General features: G+C 62.9%; 13 protein-coding genes. 6 read left to right on the top strand and 7 right to left on the bottom strand.

From position 1 onward, the window contains the following. Positions 1–220: 220 nt before the first annotated feature. On the top strand, positions 221–823 hold the full coding sequence (locus tag NHAM_RS03525) for a TIGR02594 family protein (protein WP_011509270.1): 603 nt from the start codon (positions 221–223) through the stop codon (positions 821–823). A 172-nt stretch (positions 824–995) separates the two neighbouring features. Here the strand turns inward: NHAM_RS03525 and NHAM_RS03530 are convergent, their stop codons facing one another. After that, complete coding sequence (locus tag NHAM_RS03530) at positions 996–1,781, bottom strand: MOSC domain-containing protein (RefSeq protein WP_041357659.1); 786 nt, start codon at positions 1,779–1,781, stop codon at positions 996–998. Positions 1,782–2,003: 222 nt separating this feature from the next. Here NHAM_RS03530 and clpB point away from each other — a divergent pair, with 222 nt between their 5' ends. From clpB to metB, 4 genes are all read left to right on the top strand, one after another. Further along, complete coding sequence (gene clpB, locus NHAM_RS03535; RefSeq protein ID WP_011509272.1) at positions 2,004–4,640, top strand: ATP-dependent chaperone ClpB; 2,637 nt, start codon at positions 2,004–2,006, stop codon at positions 4,638–4,640. A 480-nt stretch (positions 4,641–5,120) separates the two neighbouring features. Then, a complete protein-coding gene (locus NHAM_RS03540; protein ID WP_011509273.1) occupies positions 5,121–6,962 on the top strand; it encodes an assimilatory sulfite reductase (NADPH) flavoprotein subunit in 1,842 nt (613 codons plus the stop codon). 10 nt (positions 6,963–6,972) lie between these two features. Further along, positions 6,973–8,703 (top strand): NADPH-dependent assimilatory sulfite reductase hemoprotein subunit, encoded by a 1,731-nt coding sequence (locus NHAM_RS03545; protein ID WP_011509274.1) that lies wholly within the window; start codon positions 6,973–6,975, stop codon positions 8,701–8,703. Between the two features lie 437 nt (positions 8,704–9,140). Then, positions 9,141–10,325: a cystathionine gamma-synthase gene (gene metB, locus NHAM_RS03550; RefSeq protein WP_041358679.1), complete on the top strand. Its 1,185-nt coding sequence runs from the start codon at positions 9,141–9,143 to the stop codon at positions 10,323–10,325. 323 nt (positions 10,326–10,648) lie between these two features. On the opposite strand, the gene NHAM_RS03555 is transcribed toward metB, so the two are convergent. Continuing rightward, positions 10,649–11,029: a BA14K family protein gene (locus NHAM_RS03555; RefSeq protein WP_011509276.1), complete on the bottom strand. Its 381-nt coding sequence runs from the start codon at positions 11,027–11,029 to the stop codon at positions 10,649–10,651. On the opposite strand from NHAM_RS03555, the gene NHAM_RS27435 reads away from it, so the two are divergent. Then, positions 10,941–11,201 (top strand): hypothetical protein, encoded by a 261-nt coding sequence (locus NHAM_RS27435; RefSeq protein ID WP_198137058.1) that lies wholly within the window; start codon positions 10,941–10,943, stop codon positions 11,199–11,201. The two genes, NHAM_RS03555 and NHAM_RS27435, sit on opposite strands and share 89 nt — an antisense overlap. Before the next feature lie 40 nt (positions 11,202–11,241). Here the strand turns inward: NHAM_RS27435 and NHAM_RS03560 are convergent, their stop codons facing one another. From NHAM_RS03560 to fliG, 5 genes are all read right to left on the bottom strand, one after another. Then, entirely contained in the window at positions 11,242–12,351 is a 1,110-nt protein-coding gene (locus tag NHAM_RS03560; RefSeq protein ID WP_011509277.1) for an ATP-dependent DNA helicase, read from the bottom strand. Positions 12,352–12,463: 112 nt separating this feature from the next. Next, positions 12,464–13,843, bottom strand: a complete 1,380-nt coding sequence (locus tag NHAM_RS03565) for a sigma-54-dependent transcriptional regulator FlbD (RefSeq protein ID WP_011509278.1) — start codon at positions 13,841–13,843, stop codon at positions 12,464–12,466. A gap of 47 nt (positions 13,844–13,890) precedes the next feature. Continuing rightward, positions 13,891–14,241: a flagellar motor switch protein FliN gene (gene fliN, locus NHAM_RS03570; protein ID WP_011509279.1), complete on the bottom strand. Its 351-nt coding sequence runs from the start codon at positions 14,239–14,241 to the stop codon at positions 13,891–13,893. A gap of 17 nt (positions 14,242–14,258) precedes the next feature. Continuing rightward, on the bottom strand, positions 14,259–14,888 hold the full coding sequence (locus NHAM_RS03575) for a FliH/SctL family protein (protein ID WP_011509280.1): 630 nt from the start codon (positions 14,886–14,888) through the stop codon (positions 14,259–14,261). After that, entirely contained in the window at positions 14,888–15,976 is a 1,089-nt protein-coding gene (gene fliG / locus NHAM_RS03580) for a flagellar motor switch protein FliG (RefSeq protein ID WP_011509281.1), read from the bottom strand. Before fliG ends, NHAM_RS03575 begins: the two co-directional genes overlap by 1 nt. Between the last annotated feature and the right edge of the window lie 5 nt (positions 15,977–15,981).

Genomic DNA, 15,981 nt, shown 5'->3' on the forward strand with positions numbered 1-15,981 from the left:
CGACGACAGACGAAAACGTGCGTGGGTGTGTTCTGCGTTTAGTGCCGTTCAGCCATGTTTTCGCGTGCCGATATTCCTGTCGCAATACAGCGTGCGACTTCTTTGACGTGAAATTATCGTATCGACGCCATGTTTTAGACATATTTAACCTTTTTAGGCGGGTACGGTGATTCTTTGTTAAGGATCGCGCGACACCGGAGGGTGTCACAGGGGTGCATGTATGTTTCAGTTAGTTGCGTTTCGCCGGCTGCCGCGTATCCTGGCACTGGCGGTGTGTTCGTTGGCGGTCGTCGCATTCGCGGCTCCGGCCTCGGCAAGGCCTCATCATCGTGCGGGACATCACGCGCACGTTCATCACCACAAACACCATCATCACGTTCGCCGTCACCACCGGTATCGCCATCACCAGCACAGGCACCGTCACACGCGGGTGTCGCGCTCGCGTGCGGACGAAACCGGATTTTCGGACGGAGGCTTCGTGTCGAATATCGTTTCCGAAGCGCGCCGCTATATCGGCGGCAATCCCACCGGCCGCAGCCGACTCTGGTGCGCGCGCTTCATGAACATGGTTCTGGCGCGCTCCGGGCATCGGGGAACGGGCTCCGATATGGCGAGTTCGTTCGCGCATTACGGGCGGCGGGTCTCCGGCCCGCAGGTTGGCGCCATCGCCGTCATGAGCCGACGCGGCGGCGGCCATGTCGGCGTCGTCAGCGGCGTCGATCGGCGCGGCAATCCCATTGTCGTATCGGGCAATCACGGCCGTCGCGTCGCGGAGTCGGTCTATCCGCGCAGCCGCGTCTACGCCTATGTGGTGCCGAACTGAGGCGTGTGGTGCCGTTTTCGCCCTATCCTCTTGCAGGAGAGGGCGCCTCGGTGAACCAGGGCGGGCGGGGCAAGTTTTTTGACAAGCCCCGCTCATCCCTCATGGACGTCGTCCGTGCCACCTTCTCCTGCGGCGGGAGCACGGGAGAAGGAAGAACTGCTGCGGTCGCCGTTCATGGGCGTGATTCCCGAAGCGTTTCGACCTTGTCGTCGATCCTGACCGTGCCGCCGGTGACGACTTCCGCATAGACCCCGCAATTGCGATGCCCCAGCGTTCGCGTCAGCGTGTTCGGAATGTCGAGATCGCGAACTGCTGTCTCCGGGTCGACGTTGGTGGCCGTGCACCGGACGATGCGCTTGACCACCTTGAGCCGGATGTCGCCGATCGCGAGCGTGCGCTCGAGCAGGTCGAGTTCGCTCCAGGCCGGCCAGCCACGGACGTAAAGATTGGCGCGGAAGCGCAGCGGGTGGACCGGCTGCCCGACCATTGTCTCGATGGCGGCGATGCTGCCGAGGTTGATGATCGAGACCACCTTCCTTGCGACGTCCGAAAAACTATGTCCGTTGCCGACGAGAACCTGTGGCGGTCCCTTGAGTTCCCGGGTGAAGTTGGCGGCGAAGAACCGTTCGACCGCAGCGCGACCGTCGGCGGTTCCGAGGTCGGCGCGCACCGCTTCCTCGCCGTTGGCGTGGATGGTGAGCATCCGGCTGGCGTCGTCGTAGCGGCTATGGAGCGCGGCGAGCCGCTCGTCGCGCATTAGCATCAGGAACCTGGCCTTTGGAAAATGCCGAGGCGCGGCCGGGTCGAAACCGATGGGGCCGTTCTCGATGGCATAGCTGCGGTCGCCGGGAACGGTCTCGCCAGGGCGGAGCGTCGCACGGGGCAGGGGTTCGGCGGATAGGCCTTTGACGGGATAGCGGTAAAGGGCGGCGACGGCCGCATCCGGGACAGCAGGCATAGCGCTCTTTAAGGGATTTGGGCCGGCCATGCCATCGGCTTCAAATCCATGGCTCCCCTTCATTTCCTGGGAGCGTATTCCTACATTTGTCACAGGCCGGCTCGGACGACCCGGCCTGCCGACCGTTGCCGGTTGAGGAAGGTCAATGCGGCCAACGGAAAACCCAATGAAGATGTTGCTTCTGTGCCTTCGGGGCAGGGGCGGCAGGCTGAGGGAGATTCCATGAACATTGAAAAGTATACCGAGCGGGTGCGAGGCTTCATCCAGTCGGCGCAATCGCTCGCGGTGCGCGAAGGTCACCAGCAATTTACGCCGCTCCATATCCTGAAAGTGCTGCTCGACGACAGCGAAGGTCTGGCGGGAAGCCTGATCGACCGCGCCGGTGGCAATTCGCGCGCGATCCTGAAGGCGACCGAAGCCGCGCTCAACAAGATGCCGAAGGTGTCGGGCGCCGGCGCGGGCCAGATCTATCTGGCGCCGGCAACCGCGCGCGCGTTCGATGCCGCGGAACAGGCGGCCGAAAAGGCCGGCGACAGCTTCGTCACAGTCGAGCGGCTGTTGCAGGCGCTGTCGCTCGACAAGGACAGCGACGCGTTCAAGTTGCTGAAGGACGGAGGCGTCACGCCGCAGAACCTCAACGCGGCGATCAATGCGCTGCGCAAGGGACGGACCGCGGACAGCGCCACGGCAGAAAACGCCTATGACGCGCTGAAGAAATATGCGCGCGATCTGACGCAGGCGGCGCGCGACGGCAAGCTCGATCCGGTGATCGGCCGCGACGAGGAAATCCGCCGCACGATCCAGGTGCTGTCGCGTCGGACCAAGAACAATCCGGTGCTGATCGGCGAGCCCGGCGTCGGCAAGACCGCGATCGCGGAAGGGCTGGCGCTGCGCATCGTCAACGGCGACGTGCCGGAAAGCCTCAAGGACAAGAAGCTGCTGGCGCTGGATCTCGGGTCGCTGATCGCAGGCGCCAAATACCGCGGCGAGTTCGAGGAGCGGCTCAAGGCGGTGTTGCAGGAAGTGACGTCGGCCGCCGGCGGCATCGTCCTGTTCATCGACGAGATGCACACGCTGATCGGCGCCGGCAAGGCCGATGGCGCCATGGATGCGTCGAATCTGCTGAAGCCGGCGCTGGCGCGCGGCGAGCTGCATTGCGTTGGGGCGACCACGCTCGACGAGTACCGTAAGCACGTCGAGAAGGACGCGGCGCTGGCGCGGCGCTTCCAGCCGATCTTCGTATCCGAGCCGACGGTCGAGGACACGATCTCGATCCTGCGCGGCCTCAAGGACAAGTACGAACAGCATCACGGCGTCCGCATCGCCGACGCCGCGCTGGTCGCGGCCGCCACGTTGTCCCACCGTTATATCACCGACCGCTTCCTGCCCGACAAGGCGATCGATCTGGTGGATGAGGCGGCAGCCCGGCTGAAGATGCAGGTCGATTCCAAACCGGAAGAACTCGACTCGCTCGACCGAGAGATCGTGCGGCTGAGGATCGAGCAGGAGGCGCTGAAGAAGGAGAACGATGCCGGCTCCAGGATGCGCCTCGAGAACCTCGAGAAGGAACTGGTCGATCTGGAAAAGCAGTCAGCGGACCTGACCTCGCGCTGGAACGCCGAGAAGGGCAAGCTGTCGGACGCCGCCAGGCTCAAGAGCGAACTGGATCAGGCGCGGATCGAGCTCGCCAACGCGCAGCGGCGCGGCGAATACCAAAAGGCCGGCGAACTGGCTTATGGACGGATTCCCGAACTCGAAAAGCGTCTGGAGAGCATCGAGGCCGGCGAAAGCAATACGATGATGAACGAAACCGTGACGGCGGACAACATCGCTCAGGTGGTGTCGCGCTGGACCGGCGTTCCCGTCGACAAGATGCTCGAGGGCGAGAAGGAAAAGCTGCTGCGGATGGAAGAGAGCCTTGCGGCGCGTGTCGTCGGACAGTCCGAGGCTGTGCGCGCGGTCTCCACGGCAGTGCGGCGTGCTCGCGCGGGCCTGCAGGATCCCAACCGGCCGATGGGTTCGTTCATGTTCTTAGGGCCCACCGGCGTCGGCAAGACCGAACTGACCAAGGCACTCGCCGCCTATCTGTTCGACAACGAGACCGCGATGGTTCGCATCGACATGTCCGAATACATGGAGAAGCACTCGGTGGCGCGGCTCATCGGCGCGCCTCCGGGTTATGTCGGTTACGACGAGGGCGGTGCGCTCACCGAAGCAGTGCGGCGGCGGCCCTATCAGGTCGTGCTGTTCGACGAGATCGAGAAAGCGCATCCCGATGTGTTCAACGTGCTGCTGCAGGTGCTCGACGACGGCCGGCTGACCGACGGTCAGGGCCGCACCGTGGATTTCCGCAACACGCTCATCATCATGACCTCGAACCTCGGTTCGGAGTTTTTGGTTAACCAGCCCGAGGGCGAGGACACCGGCGCGGTGCGCGAGCAGGTGATGGGGATGGTGCGCGCGCACTTCCGTCCTGAATTCCTCAACCGCGTCGACGAGATCATCCTGTTCCATCGGTTGCAGAAGAGCGAGATGGGCCGGATCGTGGAGATCCAGTTCGCCCGGCTGCAAAAGCTATTGGAAGACCGCAAGATCGTGCTCGATCTCGATACTGCGGCGCGCGACAGGCTGGCCGAGAAAGGCTGGGACCCTGCCTATGGCGCGCGCCCGCTCAAGCGCGTGATCCAGCGCACCGTGCAGGACCCGCTCGCCGAAATGATTTTGGCGGGCAAGGTCCACGACGGCGACCATGTCGCGATTGCGGTGAAAGGCGACGCGCTCACGTTCAACGGCGAGCCGCCAACGACCGCGGGCGTCGAGCAGTTCGAACCGCGGGTGCCGAAGCGCAAGTTGCACTGACGCCGACGCACGCGATTCAACCCTTCCTGCAGCGCAGGGAGGGTTGAATAAAACCCTCCGCTATTTTCGATGGTCCGTTGATCCCGAATTTTGGTTTCGAAAATCGTTCTTCAATGAATGCCGAAAAGCATAACATCGTTTCGACATCAGCGTCAGATTGCCTTTTGAGCGCGAACCTCGCTCGACCGACGCCCATGCCGCAACGGTCATGGTAAATCGCTGACGCCTCTGTCTCGTGCGCTCTCCCGCAATGCTAAAAATGAGCGCGGCAATGAAATAATCGTTTCGCTGCCGACGTCCTCCGAAGGGTAATATTCTTTTTTTCAATAACGCATTGTTTTCTCTGCCAAACCAGACCTATTCAAGAGGCCGAATTGTCGAAAATGGCGCGGAAGATTTCCGTTTCGTTCAGCGACTCGACCCGACCTCTGAAGCGTCAATCGCGGCGGCCGGCAGTTCGCTTTCCGAGGGTTGCTTGCGATGACAAAATTGGAATTTCCGGGTTCAGCGCTCACGACGGATCAGTGGGCGCAGGTCAATCAACTCGCGACGTCTCTCAGCCATGAACAGGCGATCTGGATCAGCGGCTATTTCGCCGGTCTCAGCCATCGGGCACGGACTGGCGTTGCGGCGGCGGATGTCGCGGAGCTTGCGCCGCCTTCCCAGAGCGGCCTCCTCCCCGCCGCGGCGCCCGCGACGCGGCTCTTGACGGTTCTGTTCGGCAGCGAGACCGGAAACAGCAAGGCTCTGGCCAAAACGCTCGCTGGCAAAGCCGAGGCTAAAGGCATACAGACGCGTCTCGTCGATATGGCCGATTACAAGACGCGCGGCCTCAAGGACGAACAGGATCTGCTCGTCATCACCAGCACCCATGCCGAAGGCGATGCGCCGCAGACCGCTGTGGGCTTTTTCGAATTTCTGGAAAGCCGCAAGGCGCCCAAATTGCCGCAGTTGCGCTATGCGGTGCTGGCGCTGGGCGATTCGACCTACGAACATTACTGCGAGGCAGGCAAGCGGGTCGACCGGCGGCTCGAGGAGTTGGGCGCGCAGCGCATCGCCGATCGCGTCGATTGCGATGTCGATTACGAGGATGCTGCAGACGGCTGGATTGCAACGGTCGTCGCCAACCTTGCACCGGCCACACAAACGCGGGGGTCTGTCGCGGCATCCGCGGCTGTAGTGCAGAGCACTGCGCCAGCCACGACATTCGACAAGAAGCATCCGTTTCAGGCCGCAGTCGTCGACAATATCGTGCTGACCGGGCGCGGATCCTCCAAGGAGACCCGTCATATCGAGGTGTCCCTTGCGGACTCCGGGTTGACCTATCAGCCGGGCGACGCGCTCGGCGTGGTGCCGCGTAACGATCCTGCGCTCGTCGCAGCGGTGCTGGAGAAGCTGTCGCTGTCAGCCGATGCTCCGGTAACGGTGAAGCAGGGTACGACAAGCCTTGGGGAGGCACTGGGCGGGACGTTCGAGATCACGGCGCTGACGCCGCGCTTTCTCGATCACTGGGCCGATATCACGGGGGCTGCCGAATTGCAGGCGTTGCGCGCCTCCGATCAGAAGGAGGCCCGCGCAACGTTCCAGCACAACCATCATATTCTCGACGTTGTCAGCCGGTTTCCGGCGTCCGGTATCGACGCCACGCAATTCGTCGCCGGGTTGCGGCCGTTGCAGCCGCGGCTCTACTCGATCGCCTCGAGCCTTGCCGCCGCCCCGGACGAGGCGCATCTCACGGTCAGCACGGTGCGCTATACGTTGCACGACCAAGCGCGCGCCGGCGTCGCTTCCGGGTATCTCGCTGCGCGCACCGAGGCGGACGCCACGATTCCGGTCTATATCCAGTCCAACGATCACTTCCATCTGCCGGACGACGATGCGCCGATCCTGATGATCGGCGCCGGCACCGGTGTGGCACCGTACCGCGCCTTCATGCAGGAACGGGAGGCGCGCGGCGCGTCCGGCCGCTCCTGGCTGTTTTTCGGCGAGCGCAATTTCCGCAGCGACTTCCTCTATCAGGTCGAGTGGCAGGATTTGGTCAAGAGCGGCGTCTTGAGCCGGCTCGATCTCGCCTTCTCGCGCGACGCCGCGCCGAAGACCTATGTGCAGGATCGCCTGCGCCGCCAGGGCCGCGATGTCTATGCGTGGCTCGAGGAGGGCGCGTATCTCTACGTCTGCGGCGACAGCGCGCAGATGGCGCCTGATGTCCATGCGGCGCTCACCGATATCGTTGCCGAACACGGCGGCCTCGATCGCGACGAGGCGGGTGCTTATCTCTCGGCGCTGCAGCGCGATCGCCGCTACCGGCTTGATGTCTATTGAGGCCAGTTTGATGAATGTGAAGACCGAGCCCGATCGCAGCCGCGATGTTTCCCAACCCCTCGACAAGCTCGGGCCGGACGAAACGTTGAAGGCCAACAGCGACTATCTGCGCGGCACGATCAAACAGAGTCTGGCCGACGAGATCACCGCGGCGGTGACGGCCAACGACGCCAAGCTGATGAAGTTCTTCGGCATCTATCAGCAGGACGATCGCGACATCCGCGACGAGCGGCGGCGGCAGAAACTCGAGGCTGCCTTCTCCTTCATGGTGCGCGTACGCCTGCCGGGCGGGGTTTGCAGCCCGAGCCAGTGGTTGAAGCTCGATGCTCTGGGACGGGCTTATGGCGGCGATACGCTGCGGCTGACGACGCGGCAGACCTTTCAGCTTCATCGCATTATGAAGCATAACATGCGCGCCGTGATCCAGGGATTGCGCGACGTCCTGCTCGACACCAGGGCCGCCTGCGGCGACGATACCCGTGGCGTGATGTGCACGGTCAATCCCGATCTGTCGAAACTGCACGCCGAGGTCTATGCGCTTGCCAAGCAGGCGAGCGACCACGCCGTTCACAGGACGGGCGCCTACCAGGAAATCTGGTACGAGGCCGAGCGTCAGGACACGGATGGCCCCGAGGAGCCGTTCTACGGGCGCACCTACATGCCCCGGAAATTCAAGATCGGATTCGCGATCCCGCCGAGCAACGATATCGACGTCTACGGCCAGGATCTCGGCTTCATCGCCATTGCGCGCCGCGGCAAGCTGAAGGGCTTCAACGTCGCCATCGGAGGCGGCCTCGGCCGGACCGATCAGTCGCCGAAGACCTATCCGCGCCTCGCCACCGTGATCGGCTACATCGACGCCGACAAGCTGTTTCCGACCATCGACGCGGTGATGTCGGTCCAGCGCGATTACGGCGACCGTCTCGACCGTCTGCACGCAAGGTTCAAATACACCATCGACGAAAAGGGGCTCGACTGGATCAAGGCGGAGGCCGAGCGCCGCCTCGGCTTCGCGCTCGAACCTGCGCAGCCCTATACGTTCACCTCGAACGGCGATCCGCTTGGCTGGGTCAAGGGCGAGGACGGCCGCGAGCATTGCACCCTGTTTATCCAGAACGGCCGCGTCATCAATACGCCGGACCATCCGATGATGGATGGCTTGCGCGCCATTGCGCAGGTCCACAAGGGCATGTTCCGCATCACGCCGAACCAGAACCTGATTATCTCCGACATCGCTCCCGAGGATCGGCCGGCTATCGCAGCGTTGATGAAGCAATACGGCCTCGACCAGTTCGAGACCCGCAGCGGCTTGCGCCTCAACTCGATGGCCTGCGTCGCACTGCCGACCTGCGGTCTGGCGATGGCCGAAAGCGAGCGCTATCTGCCCGATCTTGTTACCAAGATCGAAGCCATCCTCAACGTCCACGGACTCAAGGACGATCCGATCACCATCCGCATGACCGGCTGCCCGAATGGCTGCTCGCGGCCCTATATCGCCGAGATCGGCCTGACCGGGCGGGCTCCGGGCAAGTACAATCTCTATCTCGGCGGCGGCTTCCACGGCGAGCGGCTCAACAAGATGTATCTTGAGAATGTCGGCGAGGGCGCGATCCTCGAAGCGCTCGACAAGACGCTCGGTCACTATGCCCGCGACCGCAAGCCCGGCGAACACTTCGGCGACTTTGCCATTCGCGCAGGTTATGTCGTCGAGGTGAAGGAGGGGCGGTTTTTTAACGACTAGAGCGTTTTCGAGCGAAGTGGATACCGGTTCGCGTGAAGAAAACGCGTCAAATCAAAATCATAGAGCCTCGCTTCTGATTCCATCAGAAGCGAAAAGGCTCTAGGCGGGATGAGGAAAAGTGTGTAGCGGTTTTCCGCCTGCATCCCGCCGCTCTAAAATATTGGAATCGATCACGTGCATGATTTTGGATCGATTCGATCCAAAATCATGAGCGTGATCTTGGCGCGGCCGGCTGCGCTGCCTCCGTCAAGCGAGCCTCTGCTCAAAACGGAAAAAGACTGCGCTGCGCCCAATAGCGCGCAAGCTCTTTGTGACTGCGCAACGCAGGTTGCGCAGTGCCTGCGGGACCGTTTGTGTTTCGGCTGAAGTCCTTTAAATATGCCGCGCACGGCTGGCCGCGCGACCCCCGCATTTTCATCGAAAGTCTTCCAAACCTCATGTCCGAACCCACGAATCTGAAAACGGTCGCGGCCGCCAACGGCATCGCGACGGAGGATCATTTCGGAGCGGTGACGCCGCCGATCTGTCTGTCGAGCACTTTCACCTGGCCCAGTTTTGGACGCAGCGGTCCGCACGAATACACCCGTACCAGCAACCCTACCCGGACGTTGCTGGCCGATACCCTTGCCAAGCTCGAGGGCGGCGCGGGCGCGGTGGTGGTGTCCTCGGGCATGGCCGCGATCGATCTCGTGCTGTCGCAACTGTCACGCGACGACATTGTGATGGTGCCGCATGACTGTTACGGCGGCACCCACCGCCTGCTGTTGAACCGCCGCGACCGCGGCCACTTCAGGGTTGCTTTTGTCGATCAGAACGACCATGCGGCGCTGATTTCGGCATTCCAGGACAAGCCCAGGCTCGTCCTGATCGAGACCCCGAGCAACCCTCTGATGCGCATCGTCGACATCCGGGCGATCGTCGCGCAGGCGAGAGCGGTCGGCGCCAAGGTCGCCGTCGACAATACGTTCCTGTCGCCCGCGTTGCAGCGACCGATCGCGCTCGGCGCCGATTTCGTCATTCACTCGACGACGAAATATCTCAACGGCCACTCGGACATGGTCGGCGGCGCAGTGATCGCGGCCGATGCCACTGATGCCGAGGCGCTGGCGACCTGGGCCAATATCGTTGGCGTCACGGGGGCGCCGTTCGATTCCTATCTGGCCCTTCGCGGTATCCGCACGCTGTTTCCGCGCATGGAGTGGCAGCAGCGCAATGCGCAAGCGGTCGCCGAGTTTCTCGTCAAGCATCCCCTTGTTGCCGCGTGCCACTATCCGGGGCTGCCCACGCATCCAGGCCATGCCGTCGCCAAGGCCCAGCAATCCGGCTTTGGTGCGATGCTCAGCTTCGAGTTGAAAGGAGGCGGCGCGGAGGCCGGCCGCTTCGTCGAGGCCGTGCGGCTTTTCAGTCTCGCGGAGTCGCTCGGCGGCACCGAGAGCCTGGTGGCTCATCCCGCGACCATGACCCATGCCAGCATGTCGGAGGAAGCACGCAAGGCCGCCGGCATAACGAGCGGCCTCATACGGCTTTCAATCGGCCTGGAGGATACCGCCGACTTGATCGCCGATCTGGAACGGGCTCTTGCTGCGACCGATGGATCGGCTTGTCCACACGCGAACGTCTGAAACGCCACACTGGAGACGTGCTGGGTCGCACGTCAAAAAAACCGCGGAGCCAACCGGTTCCGCGGTAAATGGTTTGGATGTATCGGCACGATATCCGCTGCCGATTAGAGCGTTTTCGAGCGAAGTGGGCACCGGTTCGCGTGAAGAAAATGCGTCAATTCAAAATCATAGAGCCTCGCTTCTGATTCCATCAGAAGCGAAAAGGCTCTAGAGCGTTTTCGAGCGAAGCGGATACCGGTTCGCGTGAAGAAAACGCGTCAAATCGAAATGATTGAGCCCCGCTCCTGATTCTATCAGAAACGGAAAGGCTCTAAATTCCGGCGTTACGGGCAGGGGTAACGGTAGCCGTCGTTGTTGAGATAAGTTCCGGATGCCGGGTCGTAGGAGCGGTAGCGCCGCGAGCAATAGGCCGCATTCTGTTGCGCGGCAGCATTGGCCTGACCGGCGGCAATCGCGCCGCCGATAATGGCGCCGGCCGCCAGGCCGCCGATCAATGCGCCGGCGCCGCCGCCCCCATGATGATGATGACCGTGGCCATAATGCCTGTGTCCGTGCCCATAATACTGCACGGTCTCGATCGAGGATGGTGCGGCCTTGCTCATATCGGATTGACCCATGAGCGGCGCTGAGGTTGCCGGCACGGACAATGTGAACGCTACGGAACCGGCGAGCAGTGCTCCCAACAGAATCTTCGATCGCATCATTCAAGCTCCTCAATGGTGGGATTATGACGAAAGGTATTTCGTTCAAGCCGTCACAATTGGCGAGGCGTCAGATTGCCGCGAGCGGCCACAATATCATGTGACGACGGTCATAATGCTTAGTGCTCGATGGCCGCTTCAAGGTTCATTTTTTAGTTCGATGGCGATCGAATAGCAAGCCGAGCCCGTTTTGCGAGCCGTTCCGCGACGATCTGCTACACCACGATGCTCAGCCGCTTCGCGGCGCGGGTGATGCCGGTATAGAGCCAGCGCGCGCGGCTGTCCTGAAAAGCGAAGCTTTCATCGAACAGCACGACGTCGTCCCATTGCGAGCCCTGCGACTTGTGCACCGTCAGGACATAGCCGTAGTCGAACTCGTCGTAGGGTTTGCGCTGCTCCCACGGAATGTCCTCGATGCCGCCGGCGAAGCAGTCTTGCCGCACCGAGACTTTCGTCACCTTGTGCGCGAATTCCTCGTCGGGCGACAGTCGCATCGTGATGATCTTCGATTTCGAGGCTGCACGGGACTTCACGCGCCACAGGCCGCCGTTGAACAGCGCCTTCTTGCGGTTGTTGCGCAGGCAGACCAGCTTGTCGCCGGCCACCGGCAGCGGATCCTCGATGTTTTGCCGTTGCCGGAATCGCATGTTGTAGGAACGGCGTGTGTTGTTGCGCCCGACCAGCACCTGATCGGCATCCATCACGCGCGTCGGATCGAGTTCGCTGCGCGCGACCACTTCGCTTTCGCCATAGCGTCCGATGTCGAGATCGCGGCCCTCACGCACGTCCATCGACATCCGCACGATCGGATCGTCCTGGGCTTGACGATGAACCTCGGTCAGCATCGCATCCGGCTCCGCATTGGTGAAGAAGCCGGCACCTTGAATCGGCGGCAGTTGTGCGGGATCGCCCAGCACCAGCAGCGGACAGTCGAACGACATCAGATCGCGACCGAGTTCCGCGTCCACCATGGAGCATTCATCGATGACGATGAGCTTGGCCTTGGAAGCGGGCGCATCGTCCCACAGTTCGAAACTCGGTTGCTCCTCGCCGGATTCACGGGCGCGATAGATCAGCGAGTGAATGGTCGACGCACCGTCGCAGCCCTTGTTGCGCATCACCAGCGCGGCCTTACCGGTGAAGGCCGCGAATTTGACCTCGCCGTCGACGCCATCGGCGATATGGCGCGCCAGCGTGGTCTTGCCGGTGCCGGCATAGCCGAACAGGCGGAACACCGGCGGCGTGCTGTTTTTGCCGGGTTTGGCTTTCAGCCAGTCGGCGACGGCTTTCAGCGCTGTATCCTGATGCGGCGTGAAGGAGGTCATGAGTCTCGACGGATGACGGAGCCTGCGAAGCGATGCCTCGGCTAGATCTTCGAAAGCTAACCATTCGCGGGGCGAGTGCAAGCCGCGTTGCTCTCGCGGTAAACCCGGTTTGTCAGGCCGTTGCCACGACCGCGCGATGATCGCCGTTGCCGGCGGGCGTGATCGGGATGCCGCCATCGGCATATTCGTTGAGCTTGTTGCGCAGCGTCCGGATCGAGATGCCGAGAATGTTGGCGGCATGGGTGCGGTTGCCGAGACAATGTTTCAGCGTTTCGAGGATCAGGTCGCGCTCGACGTCGGCCACGGTGCGGCCGACCAGCGCGCGCGTCACTTGCTCGGCGGCGAGCGTGGCGTGGGCGACGACGGGTGCCGTCTTCGCGAGATCAAGGCGGTCGCCGTCCGGCGTCAGAATCGCGTCGGCGCCGATCTCGTCGCCGCTCGCCATCAGCACCGCGCGATGAATGGTGTTCTCAAGCTCGCGGACGTTGCCTTGCCAGCGGTTGGTCGTCAGCACGCGCCGCGCGTCCGCCGAAACCGGACGCACCGGCACGCCGTTGGCCTCGGCATACTTCTTCGCGAAATGCTGCGCCAATTCGAGGATGTCGGCCGGACGCTCGCGCAGCGGCGGAATCTTCAGGTTGACGACGTTGAGGCGGAACAGCAGGTCCTCGCGGAAGGTGCCCTCGCGCACGGCGTCCGCAAGGTTGCGGTTCGAGGTGGCGATGATGCGGATATCGACCGGCACCGGCCGGTTGCCGCCGACCCGGTCGATCACGCGTTCCTGGATGGCGCGCAGCAGCTTCGATTGCAGCCGCACGTCCATTTCGGAAATTTCGTCGAGCAACAGCGTGCCGCCGGTGGCTTCCTCGAATTTACCGATGCGGCGCGCGACCGCCCCGGTGAACGCGCCCTTCTCATGACCGAACAGTTCGGATTCCAGCAGATGCTCCGGGATCGCGGCGCAATTGATCGAGATGAACGGCCGCCTGGCGCGGTTGGAGCGGGTGTGCACGTAGCGCGCCAGCACCTCCTTGCCGGTGCCGGATTCGCCGGTGATCATGATCGAGGCGTCGGAGCACGCGATCTGCTGCGCCAGCTTGATGACTTTGCCCATGGCTTCGTCGCGGTAGATGAGATCGCGGGAATCGTTCGCCACGGCGGCGAGCACCGCGGCGATCAGCTCCGGATCTGGCGGCAGCGGGATGTATTCCTTGGCGCCGGCATGGATCGCAGCGACAGCGGCGCGCGCGTCGCTGGTGATGCCGCAGGCGACGATCGGGACGTGAATGTGTTCCGCCTCGAGCCGCATCACGAGGTCGCGGATATCGAGACCGACATCCACCAGAAGGAGATCGGCGCCCTTGCCGCCGCGCAGCACGGCCATGGCTTGTTCGTTGCCGGTTGCGTGGGTGACGGAGGCGCCATTGTCCATGGCGATCTTGGTGGCGGTCGTGAGCTGGCCCTTCAGTGTGCCAACGATGAGAAGCCGCATGGGTTGCTCCTGTTATGTGTCCCGCGCTCGCGGCGGCTGGTTCGCTGTCAGGCTTTCTCGGCCTTGATGATTTCGGTCATGGTGACGCCGAGCTTGTCCTCCACGAGAACGACCTCGCCCCGCGCTACCAGCCGGTTGTTGACGTAGATATCGATGGCCTCACCGACGCGCCGGTCGAGTTCCAGAACGCTGCCGGGCCCGAGCTTGAGCAGCGCGCCGACGTCCATCTTGGAGCGGCCGAGCACGGCGGACACCTGGACCGGAACGTCGAACACCGCCTCGAGGTCGGACGCGATTCGCGAGACCTGTTCGTCCTCGCTGTATCCAATGTCATCGATCGCCGGCGTATCGGCGGCGTTGAGGTCGGGAAGCGGCACCTGAGTGTCGTTATCGCTCATTGTTCGTTCCCATGCCCTCAGGCGTTGCCGTTCGATTTGCGTGACGTTATGTAACCGCGCACCAGTTCGTCGATCCTGGCGTCGGCGGCCGAGCGTTCCAGAACGATCCCTCCGTCGGCCCATTCGATCCTGCAGTCGCCGGTCTCGATATCGGGCTCCGCGAGGATGACGAGCTGCCCGGCGAACCCGCTTTGGCTGGCCATGCGTTCGATTTGCCCGCGCGCCGCGTCGTAGAGCTGATCGTTGATCCGCACCACGAGATGCGGCGCCGACACCAGATGGCGGAAGCTGTCGCAAACCAGCGCGGTGATTTCCGCCAAGGGCTCGGCCGCGATCAGCTCGCTGCACAGCTTGCGCGCGACCGCGACGGCGACATCGACCGCCTCGGTCTCCATCCGCGTTTCGACGCCCGCGAAGCGTCCGGCGATCTCCTTGATGCCGATGGCGATGGCCTCGATCGCCAGCGCCATGCGGCGGTCGCTCTGCACCCTGGCTTCGCGCTGTGCAGCGTCGAACCCGTTCTGATAGGCCTTGGCTTCCGCGGCCGCGATCTGCTGCGCGATCTCCACAGCCGTCGGCGCGCGCTCCCTGGATTTATGCGGAACCGAGAAGTCCGTATCGAACAGGAATTTTGCCGGAGCGCCCATCAATACACCAGCTCGTCGTCGGCGCGGTTTTTCGACAGCATGATTTCGCCCTTGGCAGCGAGGTCCTTGGCGAGATTGACCAGCAGCGCCTGCGCCTCGTCGACGTCGCGCAGCCGGACCGGCCCGAGCGCCGCCATGTCGTCCATCAGCATCTTCGCGGCGCGGGTCGACATGTTGCCCATGAAGAAAGCGCGAACCTCCTCGTTGGCGCTCTTCAGCGCGATGCCGAGCTTGTCCTTGTCGACGTGGCGCATCAGCGTCTGCGCCGAGCCTGCGTCGAGCTTCACCAGGTCGTCGAACGTGAACATCAGCGCCTTGATGCGCTCGGCGGATTCCCGGTTTTCTTCCTCCAGCGAGGTTATGAAACGGGTTTCGGTCTGGCGGTCGAAATTGTTGAAGATTTCCGCCATCACTTCGTGGGCGTCGCGGCGGCGGGTCTGCGACAGGTTGGACATGAATTCGCTGCGCAGCGTCTGCTCGACGCGCTCGATGACTTCCTTCTGCACCGCTTCCATCTTGAGCATCCGGCCGACAACGTCGAGCGCCATGTCCTCGGGCAGGATGGCGAGCACCCGCGCGGCATGTTCGGGTTTCAACTTCGACAGCACGACCGCGATGGTCTGCGGATATTCGTTCTTGAGGTAGTTCGCGAGAACCTCCTCCTGAACGTTGGACAGTTTTTCCCACATGTTGCGGCCCGCGGGTCCCCGGATTTCATCCATGATTCCGCTCACCCGCTCGGCGGGGAGATACTGGGTCAGCAGCCGCTCGGTCGCGTCGAAGTTGCCCATCAGCGCGCCGGACGCCGACATCCGCGAGACGAATTCGAGCAGCAGATCCTCGACCACATCGGCCTCGACCGTGCCGAGGGTGGACATCGCCAGCGACAGATCGCGCACCTCGTCGTCGTCCAGCATGGACCAGACCTTGCCGCCGTACTGCTCGCCCAGCGCCAGCATCATCACGGCCGCCCGTTTCGGCCCGCTCATCGGCTTGGACTTCGGACGGTTGCTCTGACGACTCGCGAGCGAGGCGACGACGCTGGCGATGTCGTTGGCGTTTGCGGTGGTGGTTTGCGGTACGGCCATGTCAG

Origin of the sequence: Nitrobacter hamburgensis X14, from assembly GCF_000013885.1 — a bacterium.
GTDB lineage: Bacteria > Pseudomonadota > Alphaproteobacteria > Rhizobiales > Xanthobacteraceae > Nitrobacter > Nitrobacter hamburgensis.

Bases quoted from the DNA above. Each gene is read 5' to 3' on its own strand.
- NHAM_RS03530 (WP_041357659.1), bottom strand. From the start codon at position 1,781: ATGCCTGCTGTCCCGGATGCGGCCGTCGCCGCCCTTTACCGCTATCCC.
- NHAM_RS03560 (WP_011509277.1), bottom strand. From the start codon at position 12,351: ATGACCTCCTTCACGCCGCATCAGGATACAGCGCTGAAAGCCGTCGCC.
- fliG (WP_011509281.1), bottom strand. From the start codon at position 15,976: ATGGCCGTACCGCAAACCACCACCGCAAACGCCAACGACATCGCCAGC.
- NHAM_RS03555 (WP_011509276.1), bottom strand. From the start codon at position 11,029: ATGATGCGATCGAAGATTCTGTTGGGAGCACTGCTCGCCGGTTCCGTA.
- NHAM_RS27435 (WP_198137058.1), top strand. From the start codon at position 10,941: ATGAGCGGCGCTGAGGTTGCCGGCACGGACAATGTGAACGCTACGGAA.
- NHAM_RS03545 (WP_011509274.1), top strand. From the start codon at position 6,973: ATGAATGTGAAGACCGAGCCCGATCGCAGCCGCGATGTTTCCCAACCC.
- NHAM_RS03525 (WP_011509270.1), top strand. From the start codon at position 221: ATGTTTCAGTTAGTTGCGTTTCGCCGGCTGCCGCGTATCCTGGCACTG.
- NHAM_RS03540 (WP_011509273.1), top strand. From the start codon at position 5,121: ATGACAAAATTGGAATTTCCGGGTTCAGCGCTCACGACGGATCAGTGG.
- NHAM_RS03565 (WP_011509278.1), bottom strand. From the start codon at position 13,843: ATGCGGCTTCTCATCGTTGGCACACTGAAGGGCCAGCTCACGACCGCC.
- clpB (WP_011509272.1), top strand. From the start codon at position 2,004: ATGAACATTGAAAAGTATACCGAGCGGGTGCGAGGCTTCATCCAGTCG.
- metB (WP_041358679.1), top strand. From the start codon at position 9,141: ATGTCCGAACCCACGAATCTGAAAACGGTCGCGGCCGCCAACGGCATC.
- fliN (WP_011509279.1), bottom strand. From the start codon at position 14,241: ATGAGCGATAACGACACTCAGGTGCCGCTTCCCGACCTCAACGCCGCC.
- NHAM_RS03575 (WP_011509280.1), bottom strand. From the start codon at position 14,888: ATGGGCGCTCCGGCAAAATTCCTGTTCGATACGGACTTCTCGGTTCCG.